Source organism: Amycolatopsis viridis, from assembly GCF_011758765.1.
Taxonomy (GTDB): domain Bacteria; phylum Actinomycetota; class Actinomycetes; order Mycobacteriales; family Pseudonocardiaceae; genus Amycolatopsis_E; species Amycolatopsis_E viridis.
The window spans coordinates 514,493-528,968 of sequence record NZ_JAANOU010000001.1 but is presented as its reverse complement, the minus strand read 5'-3'; the positions used below and the strand labels follow the sequence as shown (position 1 = coordinate 528,968).

Below are 14,476 nucleotides of genomic sequence, written 5' to 3'. Positions count from 1 at the left end.
CCGCTCAGCACGAGTGCTCACGCAGCCACCTCCCGCCGGGCCCAGCCGTGCAGGGTGGCCAGTTCCACGTCCTGCTCCACCCCGCGCGGCAGGTCCGGGAACACCGCCCGCTCGTACCGGACCGCGCCCCAGACGTGCACCGGAACGCCGGTCGCCATCCGGCCGACCAAGGTCAGATGCACCGACGGGGCATCCTCATGCCGGAGGGCGGTCAGGGTCACGCCGTCGAGCGTTCGCGCCCAGCCCAGCAGCGCCGAGGCGAGCCCGTCCAAACCGAGCTCGTGCAGGTGCACCGCCTCGGGCTCCCGCCAGGTCGTGCACTCCACCGACACCGGCGAGGGCACCGCATGCCGGACGAGGTGATCCCGCAGCGCATCGAGGTAGGGCAACACGTCGTGGCTGGTCATGCGGCCGCACCCCCGATCACCATCCGGCCGGTGACGAAGGCTTCCAGGGCCTTCACGGTGTCGTCGGGCACCCAGCCGGCCCGGACGCGCAGGGGTTCGCGCAGTCCTTCGCCCCAGACGTAGCCGACGCCGGCTTCGGTCTCGGCGATCCGGTTCGCCCACGCACCCCGCTCATAGGCCTGGTCTCCGAGAACCATGCCGACGTGGGATTTCGCGGTGACGCGGAGGCAGATGCGGCGGGGGAACAGCTCCCGCACCGGCACCGTGTCCTTCGTCGGCTCCTGCACATAGCCGCGGACTGTGAACCCGAGCGCCCTGCCCTGCGTGGTCAGCAGCGCGACGCGTTCCACGATCTGCTCACGCGTCTTGCGGTCGGTGTACTTCGTGAGTGCGCCGATTTCGTCGAACTCGACCAGCTCCAGCGGGTTCTCGGTGCTGATCGGGACGTTCCGGACCCGCCCGGCGAACTCCGTCTTGCGGGCATCCATCGCGGCTACCAACTCGTCCAGGACTTCCAGCGCGTCCTTGGGCGTCACCGCGTAGCGATGGAAGATTCCGCGCCCGTAGGCAAGTTCCATGCCCTTCGGGTCGATGCCGGAGACCCGCACCAGGCCGTCCCGGATCGCCGGGGCGATCGACACCAGGGGGCACCACATCACCGAGTTCTTGCCCGCCCCCGAGGCCCCGGCGACGAGGGTGTGACTGCCGGAGCCGTGCAGCGGGACGTGCCAGTCCTGCCCGTACTCGGTGCGCCCGGACCACACCCGCCGCAGATCCACCGCCCGCTCCCCGAGCTCCGGGCACGGCACGGGCGCGGCGAGCAGGTTGCGGCGCTGGAAGTCGATCGACACGACGTTCGGGGCGATTTCCCGCACCTGGCACCGGCTGACCTTCCGAGCCGAGGCCAGGGCTCGGGCGGCGTCGTCGAAGTCCTCCGGCTTCTGCCCCGGCATCAACCGGACCTGCACCTCATCCCAGGACGGCCCGGACTTCACCCGCGTCACCTTCGGCACGCGCACCCCAGCTGACCGCTGCTCCCGGGACACCTTCTTGCGCCCCACCAGCGTCACTGTCACGTCGACGGGGATCGCGTCGTCCTTCACGCTCAGGCCGCAGGCGTGCAGCCACTCGGGCAGCTTGGGCATGTAGATCGCCCACTTCTGCCACCACGTCCGCAGCACCCGCCCGGCCCACTGGTCGTAGGACACGAGGTGGAACCACCGCCAGGACGCCAGGCCCGACGCCACCACCGTCACGGTGACGACCAGCGAGAGCCAGCCGAGCCAATAGCACCAGGCCGCCACCGCGACCACCGTCAGGCTGGTGCGTGGGTGCATCACGATCTGCGCGACGACCCAGAACAGGCCCTTGCACAGCCACCACAACGCCAGGAACACCACCGCGACCGCGGCGAGGGTTTCGGCGAGGCCGGCCAGGGCTTTGCCGAGCTTGTGCAGCACCCAGACGACCACGGCCAGGGCACCGCTGCCGAGCAGGAGAACTCCGAGGGTGTGCGCGTCCATCAGCGGCCACCCCCAGACGGAATGTCCAGGGGCAGCCGCCCCGCGCACGTAGCGCACTCAGTGTCCCCCGGTGCCAAACGGGCGAACTTGCGGCACGCACCACACCGCGTCGGGACGCGGTCTCTTGACGCTCGTTGTGTACGGTTGTCTATGGTCTTCAACGTCTGCTCCGTCAGGTGTGGACAGCGCAGAAGCGGGAAAGGTTGGTAGCCAGGTACCGCTTCTGCGCCTAACAACTCGGGACGTGAATCAGGGCGCACGACATCGCCGCACGAACCCTTCGCGCGTTAGCTTTCGTCCTATCTGGACTTGGAGGCCTTCGACCGACTTCCGTTGGCAGGCCTTACAAACAAGCACTTTGTCTCGCATCACTCGTTGCCGTCCTCCGCAGATCCAGCACCGACGCCGGACGAACCAGCGGCGCCGGGAGCGCGGTAGCCTCGGCGACACCACCATCACCTCCCCTCGTGGTCGTGGGTGGGATGGCACGGGGACGAGCGGGACGGTCACACTCCTTCACTCGTCCCCGTGCCGGGTTCAGGAACTCCGCCGGTCCGTCACGAACGTGCCCTTGGACGGGATCGTGATCACCAGGCCGCGCTTGCGCAGGATCTCGATCGCGTGGCGGGCGGTGCCGAGCGAGACGCCGTACTCCTTGGCGAACTCCCGCTCGCTCGCCAGCGGGGTGTGCGGAGGCAGCTCCCCCGCCTCGATCCGCGCCGCCACGTGGTTCGCGACGTTCTCGTACATGTAGCCCGGCGGACCCGGCTGCTCGTTCAGCCGAAACTTGGGCGGCTTGGTGTCGTGACACGTCATCGTGACCACATCCGTCACGCGGCCTTGGCCGACTCAGCCGGCCCGCCCTGCGACTTGCCCCGGCCACCACCCGCGTTGACCGCCTTGAAGCCGGACGCCCGGAACACGTACGACTGGTACTTGAACTCACCGTTGCCAGCCACACGCGGCTCCGCGGTCAGCCCCTCCAGCTCAACCGGGCGCATCCCCGGCAGCACCTCGCTGGTCGTCGGCACCGGCTGGACATCGGCCAGCAACGTGACTTCGAACGAAGCCCGCTTCGCGTTCGGCTCCGACGGGTCGGTCACCGTGACCTTCCACTGCCGCTTACCCGTGATCTCGTCCACCCGCTGCCGAGCCGGACGACCCGCCGCTCGGTCCTCCCGCGACTGGTACTCGTTGTCCGGCGACACCTCACCCACCATCACCAGACCCTGCGGAAACGCCTCATCGAACTCGACCCGGAACCGGTGCCCCCTGCTGATCGCCATCTCTTCGAACTCCTCGTGCCGTGGCCCTCTCGGCCGGTTTAGGCCCCTAAACACCCGCTCCATAGTGCACCCTGCCGTGTCTAGGGGGTCTAAACAGCAATGTACCGGCCCCTGACGGGACGCGTCAAGGGGGTCTAAACTCCGACCTTGTGAGCACCGAGGACTTCGACAGCGTCCGGCGCGACCCCGACCCGATCCGCCGGGGCAAGCGCGCAACCGAGCTGCTCACGACCTACCAGCAACGAGCGACCGAGCTGGCGCGGCTCCGGAAGGCCGCGATCGAGGAAGCGCACCGCGAGCTGGGCATGAGCTACACCGAGATCGCCGGAGCGCTTGGCATTACGAAGGGCCGAATCACGCAGATCCGCAGCACCGCACCCGCCGCCGAGCGAGCGTACTTCGGCGTCGGCCCGGTGAGCATCGGCGTGCCGTACCGGTACCAGACGACCGATCGTGAACGCCCGTTGATCGCGGCCGAGGACGCCGAGACCGCCAACCAGCTCGAAGCGCTGTTGACGGCGCTCTCGCTTGCGACCTCCCGCTACCAGATCGAGCCCGACCGGACCGAGCCGCCGACCGGAGACACGATCGTCGTGTGCGGTCCGAAGTCCGCTCCCATCGGCGCTGACCTGCTCTCCCGCGATCCCACCTTGGCGATGACCGAGGACAACGGCCGGTGGTGGATCGAGCAGCGGGAGGACGGCACGCGGATTGGTTCGCCGTCCGACGAGCCCGCGCCGCAGTCGGCCGACGTGGCGTATGTGGCCCGGCACATGATCGACAACCGTGTGATCGTCCACATCGCGGGTATCCACGGCATCGGATCACTCGGCGCGACGCACTACCTCCGAGCGCATCTCGCCGACGTGTTCCGGCAGGTCGGACAACAGCCGATGTCGCTGGTCGTGCGAGCGACCTACGACGGGCTGACCATCACCGACAGCGAACTTGCCGCAGGACCCTACGTTTGGTGAACACATGCGAGTCACAACCGCGCAGCTCCCACCGATGGAGGAGAGCGCCGACAAGATCTTCGTGACCCCGCACGCGGTCATCCTCCTCGACGGCGCATCCGCCTTCGTCCCGGTACCCGTCCCAGCCTCCGCCTATGCCGACTACCTCGGCCGCTTCCTCGCCGACGCCCTCACGGTTGATCCGGCCGCGGACCTGCAAGAGATCCTGGCCGGGGGAATCAAGGCCACCGCGGCCCACTACGACCTGAAGGCAGGGGAGTCGCCATCGAGCACGGTCACGGTCGCCCGCGAACGCGACGAGCACCTTGACCTGCTGCTTCTCGGCGACAACACCGTGATCCTCCCCGGCGGGGAGATCCTCACCGATGACCGAATCGACCACCTGGACCTCGAACCCCGCCGCAAGTACCGCGAACGCCTCGCCGCCGGCCACGGCTTCGACGACGAACACCACAGGTTGCTCCGTGATCTACAGACGCAGCAAGGCAAGTATCGCAACAAACCCGGCGGCTACTGGATCGCCGAAACTGAACCAACAGCAGCACGCGAAGCTCTGTCTACCACCAAACGATTCACCGACACCAACTGGCTATTGTTAGCAACTGATGGTGCGTTCAACACAATGCAGCACCTCGGCCTCGTGGACCAATTAGACTACACGAACCCCCGCACGAGCATACAACCGAGCGACATTCTTAAACGGTGCCACGCATGGGAGAGCAAGGCTGATCCAAATGCCGAAAAACTCCCACGCGCGAAACGCCACGACGACAAAGCTCTTGCCTTCGCCAACCCTTCGCCTCCGAGGAGATGAAGGCGTACATGCAAGGCAATCAGAACAAAGTATCGTCGCGCTTACGTGAACCCGTTGAACCTGCAGCCTTCTTGCGGCGCTTACTATCCGGAAATTTGGGGCCAGCCGAATACTTCACCGCAGTTCCGCGCTTCTGAGTTGAGCTACGGGAGATAATCTCCCGCCCAACCAAGTCACGTAGAATATCCCGCGCCTGGTAAACATCAAGGTCGAACAATCGTTGGATCGTTCGATTATTGATCTCACCATAGTCATTGATGTGATCGATGATCTTCTTATCAATATCATCGGTTGCTCGACTGTGATATGCTACAGCATTTCCTAGTTGAGTGATCACCTCGGCGCGAAGCCTATACGAAGGGAATCTGCGGTTCATAGTCCCCCGAGTGGGCTCGAGAATATTAACTGGATCTGTTGATAGGCGGAGAAGAACCGCTTGCGCCTCCTCATCGCTCCGCTGAATCTCGGCGGCAATCACATCTGCTCTCACAGTTTTCTTCTCGCAAAGATACCGCACTATGAGCAGAGTATCGGTGTCGTTCTGCTCAGGCGCAGGAAGTGTTGCAAGGAATTTGGCGATCCTCACTTTGGGCGGTTGCCCTCGAAAAAGCACCGAGACCCTACTTGGATCTTCTGTGATGATTGGAATATCACGACCTGATCGGATCATCTCCCTGTACATCCGGTCGACACCTTGCCCTACCTCCTCCGCCAGGCCGAGGATGCGAAACCCGGCAGCCAAAGCAGGAAATCTCGCCCTAGAGCCATGTGTCAGAATATTGCTAACCGTAATACCTGAGACGAGAGGGCCCGGCGAATCGATACGGAGATACTGAGGCGAATGCTCGACCTGAATCGGTACACGCAACCTCCAGTCACCATGAATGAAGGCATTGGCGACGGCTTCACGGACAGCAGCAGAAGGATAATCCTCGATCTGCAATTGTTGCCCGTCTGGCAATGTCACAGGGGTAATTCCCTGGCGAGTACGGATAAGCTGCACAAGCTCCTCGAATGCCGTTACCGCTGGCCCCTGGAGCCGTACGATGGAATCGACTTCCCCTGACTGGGTCGGCTTGTGTTGGTAAACAACCAACTCGTCGAGTGAGCCGGATTCAGGATTGCAGAAAAGTATCTCTCCGGACTTTGTCAGGCAACCATCGTCAGCCACAGCCTTCAAAGCTCGCAACAAGTCGATATCGTTAAAGTCAGCGTACCGTTGCCGCTTTTGATCTGTCGAAGCCGATAAAAGGCGACGTATATACCTGATCGCCAGAGGATCGACTTCATCGACTGACCGCCCACTCGAACCAGCGGACCAATCTATTCCGCGACGCTCTTCCGTCAGACGAGCAACATCGGAGGGCCGCATCGGCATGCAATCGGTATTGATTCTCTGGTAAGTATAACCCTTTGTCGTAGAGTAAACTTCAAGCCCTTCGGGAACCCTGATCTCCAAGAGTCGCTTCTCAGCAAACACAACTTCTTCAACGTCTACTAAAAGACCCGGATTTGTAAGCTGGTGAATCCTCGACCGCAATGCTGCGGCATCTAAGTCGCACCCGACGAAGGCTTCAGCGCCCGACTTGTTGTCAACCACGCCTACAACGATCGTTCCTCCGCTGCCGTTAGCAAAACAGACCGCTGCCTCAGCAAGATCGTTGAAAGCCTCTTTCGGGTTGGACTTCTGCTCCTTGAAGTCAAGTTTCTCAGTCTCGACCTTAGATGCCGCCCGTCCGCCGAGGACGGCCTTCAGTTCCGCCAGCACCGTGGTCATCGTTTGAGACTCCTTTGAGGCAAGTGACAGAGTGACAGTACACCCAAAGTCCGCTCAAAGGCGGCCCGTGCTCAGGCTGCCGAAGCGTGTCGGAGTGGTAACGGTGCTGGTTCGTGCCGAACTTGGCTCTATGGGATCAAGGCGGCGCGCAAGCGCGCCGCAGCGGTGGCCGCCCGGCCTCCCGCTCCGCTCCGGCCGGCGGCCCCGCCGTCGCGGCGACCGAACCTTGGCTCAGCGCGACGCCGCCCGGCGAGCATCACAGTCGGAACGAGAACTCAGAGGCGGCCAGACGGGCAGACTCCTCGTCATCCAGCCACTCTAGAGCGAAGACCTGGCCGTCGAACTCATACCGGCCCGCATCCCAATCGTCCAGCTCGGCGTCAAGGATGTCCGGCTCAATCACCTCGTCCGTCGCCCTAAGCCAATGCCAGGGAACGATGATGCTCACGAAGGCCGCGTACCGAGGCGCAGACCACCGACGCCACCACAGGTGTCCACCAGTCTGGAGCGAATACGGTCGCGGCTCCACGAAGATCCAGCCGGCGTGACCGCCCTGATCATCGATCAGTCGCGCGACGCGGTATCGGTACCACTCCAGTCGAAGATTCGCCGGCGGCAAGTCGTTCTGATGTGTCCGACGCATCCAGCTCACCCCCGCCCAGTCCTGCAGCATCTTGTCAGTGCCACCACCCGGGGCTCCGCCCCGGACCCCGGCACCGCTTCAGAGATCAGCCGAACGGACCAGTCCGATGATCTCCTCACGGCGCGCCCCGAGGGCAGCCAGCCCGGCCGGCACCGGTCAAGGGCGCTTCGCGGCCTCCGGCAGACCCTTGACCGGCACCACCCGGCCTGGCAGGGGTGAACCCGCGCCGCGAGGAGATCACCTCAGCCCGAAGGAGTGGGGAGGGGAGAAGGGCCGTGCCCCCCGCGTGCCCCAAGGGGCGGCAATCCGGGGTCAACCAAGGTCAACGCCGGGCAGAGCCGCGGGAGACCCAAGGCATGAAAAAACCGCCCCGACCTGCGTCGGAGCGGCTCTTCGGAAGGTGGCCAGGGCCGGGGTCGAACCGGCGACCTTCCGCTTTTCAGGCGGACGCTCGTACCAACTGAGCTACCTGGCCGGAAACGCCGGCTGAAGCCAGACGCTGAAGCGACCCTGACGGGACTCGAACCCGCGACCTTCGCCGTGACAGGGCGACGCGCTAACCAACTGCGCCACAGGGCCTTATGCAATTGTCTTGCGTACTCCCAACGGGATTCGAACCCGCGTTGCCGCCTTGAAAGGGCGGAGTCCTAGGCCGCTAGACGATGGGAGCCCGGCCGGCTCGGGTGACCGACCGACCGCGCTCTCAGGTCCCCCTGGGAGCGAGTACAAGCATAGGACACCTCCAAACCGCCCTTCCACCCGGTATCCCTTAACGCGAAAACCGCGGGCTGACCAGCAAAAACACCGCTTCCGGGACCATGGCGGAGTGCGCCGGCCCGCGGACGGCACCGCCGAGGCGAGGGGCTCGCCGTCACCCCAGCGCGGCCAGCGCGGCGACCAGTTGCGCGCGTTCCGTCTTCGTCAGGACCTCGAGCAGCTCCCCCATCCGCTCGTCCGTCAGCGCCTGCGCCTGCCGCCAGCGGCCGTCCAGGTCCGGTCGGCGCCGGGCGCGGGCGATCAGCTCGTCGGCCGCATCCGGCGACCACGCGGTGCGCAGCAGCCGCCCGCGTCCGCCCTCCGGGTCGGCCACCGCCGCCTCGGGCACCGTCAACCCGACCGCGCGCAGGGCCGCGAAGTGCAGCCCGCCGCGGTACTCGCGCAGCACCATCAGCCCGTGCCCGATCCGCGCGACCGGGTCGGACGGCCACGCGACCTGCTGCCAGCCCGCGAACAACGCCAGCCCGCTCGCGTCCGCCGCCTCCACCAGCCGGGGCAGCAACTCGGCCAGCGACGACGCCCGCAGGTGCGTCTTCGACCACCGGGCCAGCGCCTCGGTGTAGGCCGAAACCGCCGCGGCCGCGCCGATCGCCTCGGTCGCCGGCGGCAGGACCAGGTCGATGATCCACCGGGGGAAGATGCCGAACAGCTCGGCGACCACGGCGGGCGGCGGATCACCCAGCACCGCGGACCGCCCGCGGAAGTACAAGGCGCGCTGCGCCAGCCCCACTTCGCGCTCCACCTCAGCCAGTTCCGGCGAGGTCATGAACTTCCCGCCCCACACCTGCACCGCGGGCCGGATCTCGCGCGCGGTTTCCACCGACATGGCTCGCTCCCTTCGTTTGGTAACACTGTTACCATAACTCGGGCTCGAAACGTGCGCACAGATGGGCCACCGCCGGCGTGACGGTAATTATGCCGACAGCATGGGAAGTTGGTGAAAAATTGTTTGCCCCGGACGGCTCGGCGCCGGTATCTTTCCGGTCCTGGGGTGGTCAGGGGTGCGGCCAGGGGGCGCACCCCTGACCTGATTTCAGCGCTGCACCGGGTTCACGCCGTCGTCGTCCGGCGCCAGCCCCAGCATGTCCAGCAACAGGGCACAGTCCTGCGCGTCGATCGCCCCCGCGGCAACCGCCAGCCGCGCCCGCCGCACCTGGTCGTCCGAGACGCGGGGCGCATCGGCCTGTCCCGCACGCTGCACCGGCACGCCGGTTCCGACCGGATCGCCGCCTTCGTAGCGAAGGAGGAACTGCCGAACTTCCACAGACCCGCTCATGGCTCCTCCTCGAAGGACTGCCGGACCAGCAACTGGCGCGAGGCTAGCGAGCGGAACGCCGGCGCCGCAGCCCCCCGCAGAGTGAACCTGCGAATACGCAACGTTCCCATTCCGCGGGACTCCGAGATGAACGGGAGGTGACGCCACAATGGCGCGGAGGGGCATTTTTTCTCGTCCAGCACTCGCGTCATCGGGCCGCGTCATGTAACAATCGACGTGCTGACACACCCCCGGTCAGCGCCTGTGGAGATCCCCTCCGGCCCCCGCGTTCCTCCCCCTGGCGCGGGGGCCTCTCCATTTCCGGGAGCCTTTTCCCGAAGGCGACCCCTGTGTCCTGCGCCACAATGAGGGTCGTTCCGAGACCCAACCGTTATCGTGTCCGGGTGCCTCTTCCCTCTCTCGGACGCCGGAACACCCGGACCAACCTGAAGCCGGTCAACCCGGGCAAGCACCGGAACTCGCCGGACAAGGAAACGCAGAGCGCCGTCGCGGACCACGAGCTCACCAGCTACCTGGCCGCCCTCGCGCCGGAAACCGGCCCGGAGAGCACCGGGACCGGTAAGCGCTTCGGTGAGGCGCAGGTCTACCAGCTGCGGATGAACCTCATCGCCAGCTCCCAGCTCAAGGACCTCGCCGAGGAGCGCGGCACGTCGCCGCAGGCGCTGGCCCGGGAATGGGTGCTCGAGCGCCTCGCCTGGGAGGCCCAAGCGGCTTCGCAGGAGCGCCGCCAGTTCGCCGACCACACCGGTGTCGCGGATACCGACCAGCACCGCTTCGACCGGAACTGGGACCGCCGGAGCCCCGCGCACCAGTGACCCGGTGGCGGAGTACGTCACCCGATCTCCGGCGCACTCCGCTCGATCGGTTGAGAAATACGCAGCCAAGCGCAGCGTTCTGACACCGAAGCCCCTCGATAGTGGCAGGAGTCACACTCCTCTGCGTCAACGATCGCCTACCGGCGCGCGTCTGTCTGGCGACAGGGGAGAAGGGGCTTCGACAGTGACAAAACTCCACAAGCGACGCGGCCCGCTCGCGCTGGTCGCGCTGGGGCTGGCCGCGATGCTGACGCTGAGCGCGTGCAGCGGTGACGCGGGACCGGACGGCGCCCCGGGGCAGCCGGGCTCCACCGACGCGCAGCAGACCGCGGCCACGTCCGCCAAGCTCACCGTGCAGCCGGCCGACGGTGCGCGGGACGTCGCTCCCGCGGACGCCGCGCAGGTCAGCATCGCCGATGGCGAGCTGCAAGCGGTCACGCTCACCAACCCGGACGGCAAGCAGGTTGCCGGGCGCCTCGCCGAGGACAAGCACAGCTGGACGGTCGCCGAACCGCTCGGCTACGGGAAGACGTACACCTGGTCCGGCACCGCGGTCGGCGCGGACGGCAAGCAGAGCACGATCAACGGCTCGTTCACCACCGTCAACCCGCGCCGGCAGGTGGCGGCGAGCCTCAACGTCGGGGACAACCAGACCTACGGCATCGCGATGCCGATCACGGTGTCGTTCGGGACCAAGGTCACCGACAAGGCCGCCGTCGAGCACGCCCTGACCGTCGAGACCACGCCGAAGACCGAGGGCTCGTGGGCCTGGGTGTCCGACACCAGCGCGCACTGGCGGCCGAAGGACTACTGGCAGCCGAACACGCAGGTCAAGGTGACCGCGAACCTCTACGGCCGGAAGATCGGTGAGGGCATCTACGGCAAGCAGGACGTGGCGGCCTCGTTCTCCATCGGCCGATCGCAGATCGTCAAGGGCGACACCCGAACCCACCGCATGCAGGTGATCCGGGACGGCGTCCAGATCGCCGACTACCCGGTCAGCTACGGCCTGGACAGCGACCCGGGCCGGGTGACGCACAGCGGCGTGCACGTCGTGATGTCCAAGCACGCGACCTACTCGATGAACAACCCGCGCTACAACTACTTCGACGTGAACGTCCCGTGGGCGGTGCGGATCTCCAACAACGGCGAGTTCATCCACGGTCTGGCCGAGTCGATGTGGGCGCAGGGCAAGCAGAACATCTCGCACGGCTGCCTCAACCTGTCGCCGGCGCGAGCCAGGGAGTACTACGACGGCGCGCTCGTGGGCGACCCCGTCGAGATCACGGGCAGCACCCAGACGCTGTCCGCGAAGGACGGCGACTACTCCGACTGGACCTACTCCTGGGCGGAGTGGACGAAGCTGTCCGCGCTCGCAAGCTGATTCCCGCCATGGCGTGAAGGCCACTCCCCGCTCGGGGGGTGGCCTTCACTGCGTTCAGCGCCTGGAAGATCCTCGTGCCCGTGCTGAACCCTAGAGCGCGTGCCCGTCGAGGGCCGGTGGCGGCGCGGCCTCCAGTGGAGCCTCGCCGGGTTCGGGCTCGTCGAGCAACGGTGGCACCGCGACCATCTGCTGGGTCATGTCGTCCAGCAGCCGCGCCGCTTCCCGCACATCCGGCCGGTGTTGCTCGCCCATGCCGCAGCCGCCTCCCTCATGGCGCTCGGTTCTCGCCACCGTTCATTCTGCCGTGGTCGAGATCACCCCTCAACGGGGGTCGACCGGCGAAATATTCACGAAGTTCGTGGCGATGAGTTACCCGGGGACCATCCCCGACCACATCCCTGTAGCACGGCACAGTGAAGCGTGCCCGAAGAACTCACGAGGAGGAAGCAATGGTGTTCACGGCTCTGCTGGTGGAAGCCGGCGTGGCGGTCGCGGTGGCATCGGCTCTGACCACCTTCGCCCGGCGTCGCTTCGCTCCTCGTGCCGACGCCACCGCCGAGATCACCGAGTGAGCGAGGACCGGGCCCCGAACGGGACCCGGTCCGCTTCGTTCGGCCGGCAACGCCTCAGTTCGTCGCCGCCCGCGCCGCCGGCGGCGTCGTCACGCCCTCGGCGTTGATGTGGTCCATCGGGACCCGCGCGGTCTCCGGGATCTTGAAGATCGGGAACAGGGCGATCGCGGCCGCGATCATCAGGTAGAAGGCGGGCCAGTCCTCGTTGCCGGTGCCGTGGATCAGCGCGGTCACGACGACCCCGCAGGTGCCGCCGAAGAGGGACGTCGAGACGTTGTAACCGATCGCGAACGCGCCGTACCGCACGCGCGTCGGGAACATCGCCGGGAACGTCGACCCGATCACGGCCAGGATCAGCACCAGCAGCAGCGCCATGATCAGGAACCCGAGGAACAGCAGCACGGTGTTGCCGCTCTGCATCAGCTTGATCGACGGGTAGCTGAGCACCAGGAAGCCGATGGCCGCGGCGATCAGCGGGGGTTTTCGGCCGATCCGGTCGGAGAGCGCGCCGATCGGGGCGATCAGGGCAATTTGGATCAGCTCCACCAGGATGATGATCACCGTCGCCGTGTTGTCGCTGATCTTCAACGTGTCCGTGAAGTACGTCGGCATCGTCGTCAGCAACATGTAGTCGGCGACGTTGAGCAGCAGCACGATCCCGATCAGGTTGAGGATCATGCGCCAGTTGCGCGACAGGGTTTCCTTCAGCGGCGCCTTTTCCGCCTTCTCGCCCGCCGCCACGAGACGCCGGAACTCCGGGGTGTCCTCGAGCTTGTTCCGCAGGTACAGACCGATCAGGCCGAGCGGGAGCGCAACCCAGAACGGGATCCGCCACGCCCAGCTGTCCACCTGGTCCGCGGTGAACGACAGGGTCACCGCGAGCACCACCAGGTTGCCCAGCACATAACCGCCCAGCGTGCCCATCTCCAGGAAGCTGCCCCAGAACCCGCGCCTGCGCGTCGGGGCGTACTCGGCGATGAACGTCGCCGCGCCGCCGTACTCACCGCCTGTGCTGAAACCCTGGATCAGCCGGAGCAGCAGGACCAGGATCGGCGCGCCGATCCCGATCGCGTAATCGCCCGCGTAGGTCGGCAGGCAGCCGACGAGGAACGTGCACCCGGACATCAACAGGATCGTGATCGCCAGCACGCGCTGCCGGCCGATCTTGTCCCCCAACGGGCCGAAGAACGCTCCGCCGAACGGCCTAACCACGAACCCGATCGCCACCAGCGCCAGCGATTTCAAAATCGCGTTCCCCTCACCGGGAAAGAACACGGTGCCGATGCTGGCGGCAATCGCGCCCGAGGTGAACACGCCGTAGTCGTACCACTCTGTTGCGTTACCCATGGCGGACGCGAGAACGGCTCTTCTGACCGTCTTCTCGTCCACCTCGGGCGCCTGCGCAGCGTGTGTCATGTTCGCCCCGACCTCCTCAAACTTTTCGTTCCAGCGCAGTCAAGGATGCGACCTTAGTGCCATCGGCTGGTAATTTTCCCTCCTGGCGTGGCTTTTGTCTCTTCGACGACGGGGTGACCGCGCGTTTCCGCGGTAGATCCGGTTACCGTGTCCGATGTGAGCGACGAACGCCGACCTGCGAATCCCTGGCCTCCGGTGGAGACCCAGCGACCCGAGATCCACCCCAAGGCACCCGGGCCGGGCACCGATCTCGAGATGCACTACACGGAGTGCTTCGGCTGCGGCGACGTCGACAACGGACTCCACATCCACTCGACCGTCGGTGAGTCCGGTGTGGTCCACTCCCGGTTCCCGGTCACCCGGGCGCACCAGGGTGCGCCCGGGCTGGCCCACGGTGGACTGCTGGCGTGCGCTTTCGACGAGGCGCTCGGTTCCACGGTCGGCAACCTGCTGCGCCGGCCCGCGGTGACCGGCAAGCTGGAAACCGATTTCCTGCGCCCCGTTCCGGTCGGGACAACGCTGTTCATCGCCGCGCGGGTGGACGGTGTGGCGGGGCGCAAGATCTACGCGAGCGCGGACGGGCATCTGAACTCGGCCGACGGCCCGGTGGCCGTGCGCGCACGGGGTCTGTTCATCCAGGTCGGACTCGAGCACTTCACCACGCACGGCGACGCGGACGCGCTGGCGAAGTTCACCCAGGCCCCGCGGCTGCGGCACGACGACTGGGACATCAACCCCTGACCTGCACCGCCGCCCGACAGCGCCTTGCAGGGCCAACACGCCGCCCGCAGCGGTGAACACGGCGCCCGCAA

General features: G+C 66.2%; 16 protein-coding genes and 3 tRNA genes. 6 read left to right on the top strand and 13 right to left on the bottom strand.

Annotation, left to right across the window (positions count from 1 at the left end):
* Positions 1–17: 17 nt before the first annotated feature.
* From FHX46_RS02685 to FHX46_RS02670, 4 genes are all read right to left on the bottom strand, one after another.
* Complete coding sequence (locus tag FHX46_RS02685) at positions 18–407, bottom strand: hypothetical protein (RefSeq protein ID WP_167110319.1); 390 nt, start codon at positions 405–407, stop codon at positions 18–20.
* A complete protein-coding gene (locus FHX46_RS02680; protein WP_167110317.1) occupies positions 404–1,930 on the bottom strand; it encodes an FtsK/SpoIIIE domain-containing protein in 1,527 nt (508 codons plus the stop codon). Before FHX46_RS02680 ends, FHX46_RS02685 begins: the two co-directional genes overlap by 4 nt.
* 537 nt (positions 1,931–2,467) lie before the next feature.
* Positions 2,468–2,746 (bottom strand): winged helix-turn-helix domain-containing protein, encoded by a 279-nt coding sequence (locus FHX46_RS02675; protein WP_243871210.1) that lies wholly within the window; start codon positions 2,744–2,746, stop codon positions 2,468–2,470.
* A 14-nt stretch (positions 2,747–2,760) separates the two neighbouring features.
* Positions 2,761–3,216, bottom strand: a complete 456-nt coding sequence (locus FHX46_RS02670) for a hypothetical protein (RefSeq protein WP_167110315.1) — start codon at positions 3,214–3,216, stop codon at positions 2,761–2,763.
* 149 nt (positions 3,217–3,365) lie between these two features.
* Here FHX46_RS02670 and FHX46_RS02665 point away from each other — a divergent pair, with 149 nt between their 5' ends.
* Together FHX46_RS02665 and FHX46_RS02660 are read left to right on the top strand one after the other, a co-directional pair.
* A complete protein-coding gene (locus tag FHX46_RS02665) occupies positions 3,366–4,190 on the top strand; it encodes a hypothetical protein (protein WP_167110313.1) in 825 nt (274 codons plus the stop codon).
* A gap of 34 nt (positions 4,191–4,224) precedes the next feature.
* Entirely contained in the window at positions 4,225–5,004 is a 780-nt protein-coding gene (locus tag FHX46_RS02660; RefSeq protein WP_243871209.1) for a hypothetical protein, read from the top strand.
* A gap of 19 nt (positions 5,005–5,023) precedes the next feature.
* On the opposite strand, the gene FHX46_RS02655 is transcribed toward FHX46_RS02660, so the two are convergent.
* The 7 genes from FHX46_RS02655 to FHX46_RS02625 form a co-directional block, all read right to left on the bottom strand.
* The gene (locus FHX46_RS02655) at positions 5,024–6,781 is read right to left on the bottom strand and encodes an RNA-binding domain-containing protein (protein ID WP_167110309.1); all 1,758 of its coding nucleotides are present in this window, start codon (positions 6,779–6,781) and stop codon (positions 5,024–5,026) included.
* A gap of 256 nt (positions 6,782–7,037) precedes the next feature.
* Entirely contained in the window at positions 7,038–7,229 is a 192-nt protein-coding gene (locus tag FHX46_RS28215) for a hypothetical protein (protein WP_208399983.1), read from the bottom strand.
* Positions 7,230–7,825: 596 nt separating this feature from the next.
* Positions 7,826–7,899, bottom strand: a tRNA-Phe gene (locus FHX46_RS02645).
* Positions 7,900–7,929: 30 nt separating this feature from the next.
* Positions 7,930–8,003 (bottom strand) — tRNA-Asp (locus tag FHX46_RS02640).
* 18 nt (positions 8,004–8,021) lie between these two features.
* Positions 8,022–8,094 (bottom strand) — tRNA-Glu (locus FHX46_RS02635).
* 201 nt (positions 8,095–8,295) lie between these two features.
* Positions 8,296–9,027, bottom strand: coding sequence for an SCO6745 family protein (locus FHX46_RS02630; RefSeq protein ID WP_167110307.1), 732 nt, complete (start codon positions 9,025–9,027; stop codon positions 8,296–8,298).
* 207 nt (positions 9,028–9,234) lie between these two features.
* A complete protein-coding gene (locus FHX46_RS02625) occupies positions 9,235–9,477 on the bottom strand; it encodes a hypothetical protein (protein WP_167110305.1) in 243 nt (80 codons plus the stop codon).
* Positions 9,478–9,860: 383 nt separating this feature from the next.
* On the opposite strand from FHX46_RS02625, the gene FHX46_RS02620 reads away from it, so the two are divergent.
* Both FHX46_RS02620 and FHX46_RS02615 read left to right on the top strand, forming a co-directional pair.
* Complete coding sequence (locus tag FHX46_RS02620; RefSeq protein WP_167110303.1) at positions 9,861–10,292, top strand: hypothetical protein; 432 nt, start codon at positions 9,861–9,863, stop codon at positions 10,290–10,292.
* Between the two features lie 184 nt (positions 10,293–10,476).
* Positions 10,477–11,676 carry a L,D-transpeptidase gene (locus FHX46_RS02615; RefSeq protein ID WP_167110301.1) on the top strand — a complete coding sequence of 400 codons (1,200 nt, stop codon included), beginning with the start codon at positions 10,477–10,479 and terminating at the stop codon, positions 11,674–11,676.
* 90 nt (positions 11,677–11,766) lie between these two features.
* Here FHX46_RS02615 and FHX46_RS02610 read toward each other — a convergent pair whose 3' ends face one another.
* Positions 11,767–11,928 carry a hypothetical protein gene (locus FHX46_RS02610; protein WP_167109603.1) on the bottom strand — a complete coding sequence of 54 codons (162 nt, stop codon included), beginning with the start codon at positions 11,926–11,928 and terminating at the stop codon, positions 11,767–11,769.
* Between the two features lie 197 nt (positions 11,929–12,125).
* Between FHX46_RS02610 and FHX46_RS28740 the strand changes: the two genes are divergently transcribed.
* A complete protein-coding gene (locus tag FHX46_RS28740) occupies positions 12,126–12,248 on the top strand; it encodes a hypothetical protein (RefSeq protein ID WP_279588875.1) in 123 nt (40 codons plus the stop codon).
* A gap of 54 nt (positions 12,249–12,302) precedes the next feature.
* Here the strand turns inward: FHX46_RS28740 and FHX46_RS02605 are convergent, their stop codons facing one another.
* Positions 12,303–13,664, bottom strand: coding sequence for an MFS transporter (locus tag FHX46_RS02605; RefSeq protein WP_208399981.1), 1,362 nt, complete (start codon positions 13,662–13,664; stop codon positions 12,303–12,305).
* Positions 13,665–13,919: 255 nt separating this feature from the next.
* On the opposite strand from FHX46_RS02605, the gene FHX46_RS02600 reads away from it, so the two are divergent.
* Positions 13,920–14,405 (top strand): PaaI family thioesterase, encoded by a 486-nt coding sequence (locus FHX46_RS02600; protein ID WP_167121039.1) that lies wholly within the window; start codon positions 13,920–13,922, stop codon positions 14,403–14,405.
* Positions 14,406–14,476: the final 71 nt, after the last annotated feature.

Bases quoted from the DNA above. Each gene is read 5' to 3' on its own strand.
- FHX46_RS02605 (WP_208399981.1), bottom strand. From the start codon at position 13,664: ATGACACACGCTGCGCAGGCGCCCGAGGTGGACGAGAAGACGGTCAGA.
- FHX46_RS02630 (WP_167110307.1), bottom strand. From the start codon at position 9,027: ATGTCGGTGGAAACCGCGCGCGAGATCCGGCCCGCGGTGCAGGTGTGG.
- FHX46_RS02675 (WP_243871210.1), bottom strand. From the start codon at position 2,746: ATGACGTGTCACGACACCAAGCCGCCCAAGTTTCGGCTGAACGAGCAG.
- FHX46_RS02655 (WP_167110309.1), bottom strand. From the start codon at position 6,781: ATGACCACGGTGCTGGCGGAACTGAAGGCCGTCCTCGGCGGACGGGCG.
- FHX46_RS28740 (WP_279588875.1), top strand. From the start codon at position 12,126: ATGGTGTTCACGGCTCTGCTGGTGGAAGCCGGCGTGGCGGTCGCGGTG.
- FHX46_RS02685 (WP_167110319.1), bottom strand. From the start codon at position 407: ATGACCAGCCACGACGTGTTGCCCTACCTCGATGCGCTGCGGGATCAC.
- FHX46_RS02610 (WP_167109603.1), bottom strand. From the start codon at position 11,928: ATGGGCGAGCAACACCGGCCGGATGTGCGGGAAGCGGCGCGGCTGCTG.
- FHX46_RS02670 (WP_167110315.1), bottom strand. From the start codon at position 3,216: ATGGCGATCAGCAGGGGGCACCGGTTCCGGGTCGAGTTCGATGAGGCG.
- FHX46_RS02600 (WP_167121039.1), top strand. From the start codon at position 13,920: ATGCACTACACGGAGTGCTTCGGCTGCGGCGACGTCGACAACGGACTC.
- FHX46_RS02660 (WP_243871209.1), top strand. From the start codon at position 4,225: ATGGAGGAGAGCGCCGACAAGATCTTCGTGACCCCGCACGCGGTCATC.
- FHX46_RS02680 (WP_167110317.1), bottom strand. From the start codon at position 1,930: ATGGACGCGCACACCCTCGGAGTTCTCCTGCTCGGCAGCGGTGCCCTG.
- FHX46_RS02625 (WP_167110305.1), bottom strand. From the start codon at position 9,477: ATGAGCGGGTCTGTGGAAGTTCGGCAGTTCCTCCTTCGCTACGAAGGC.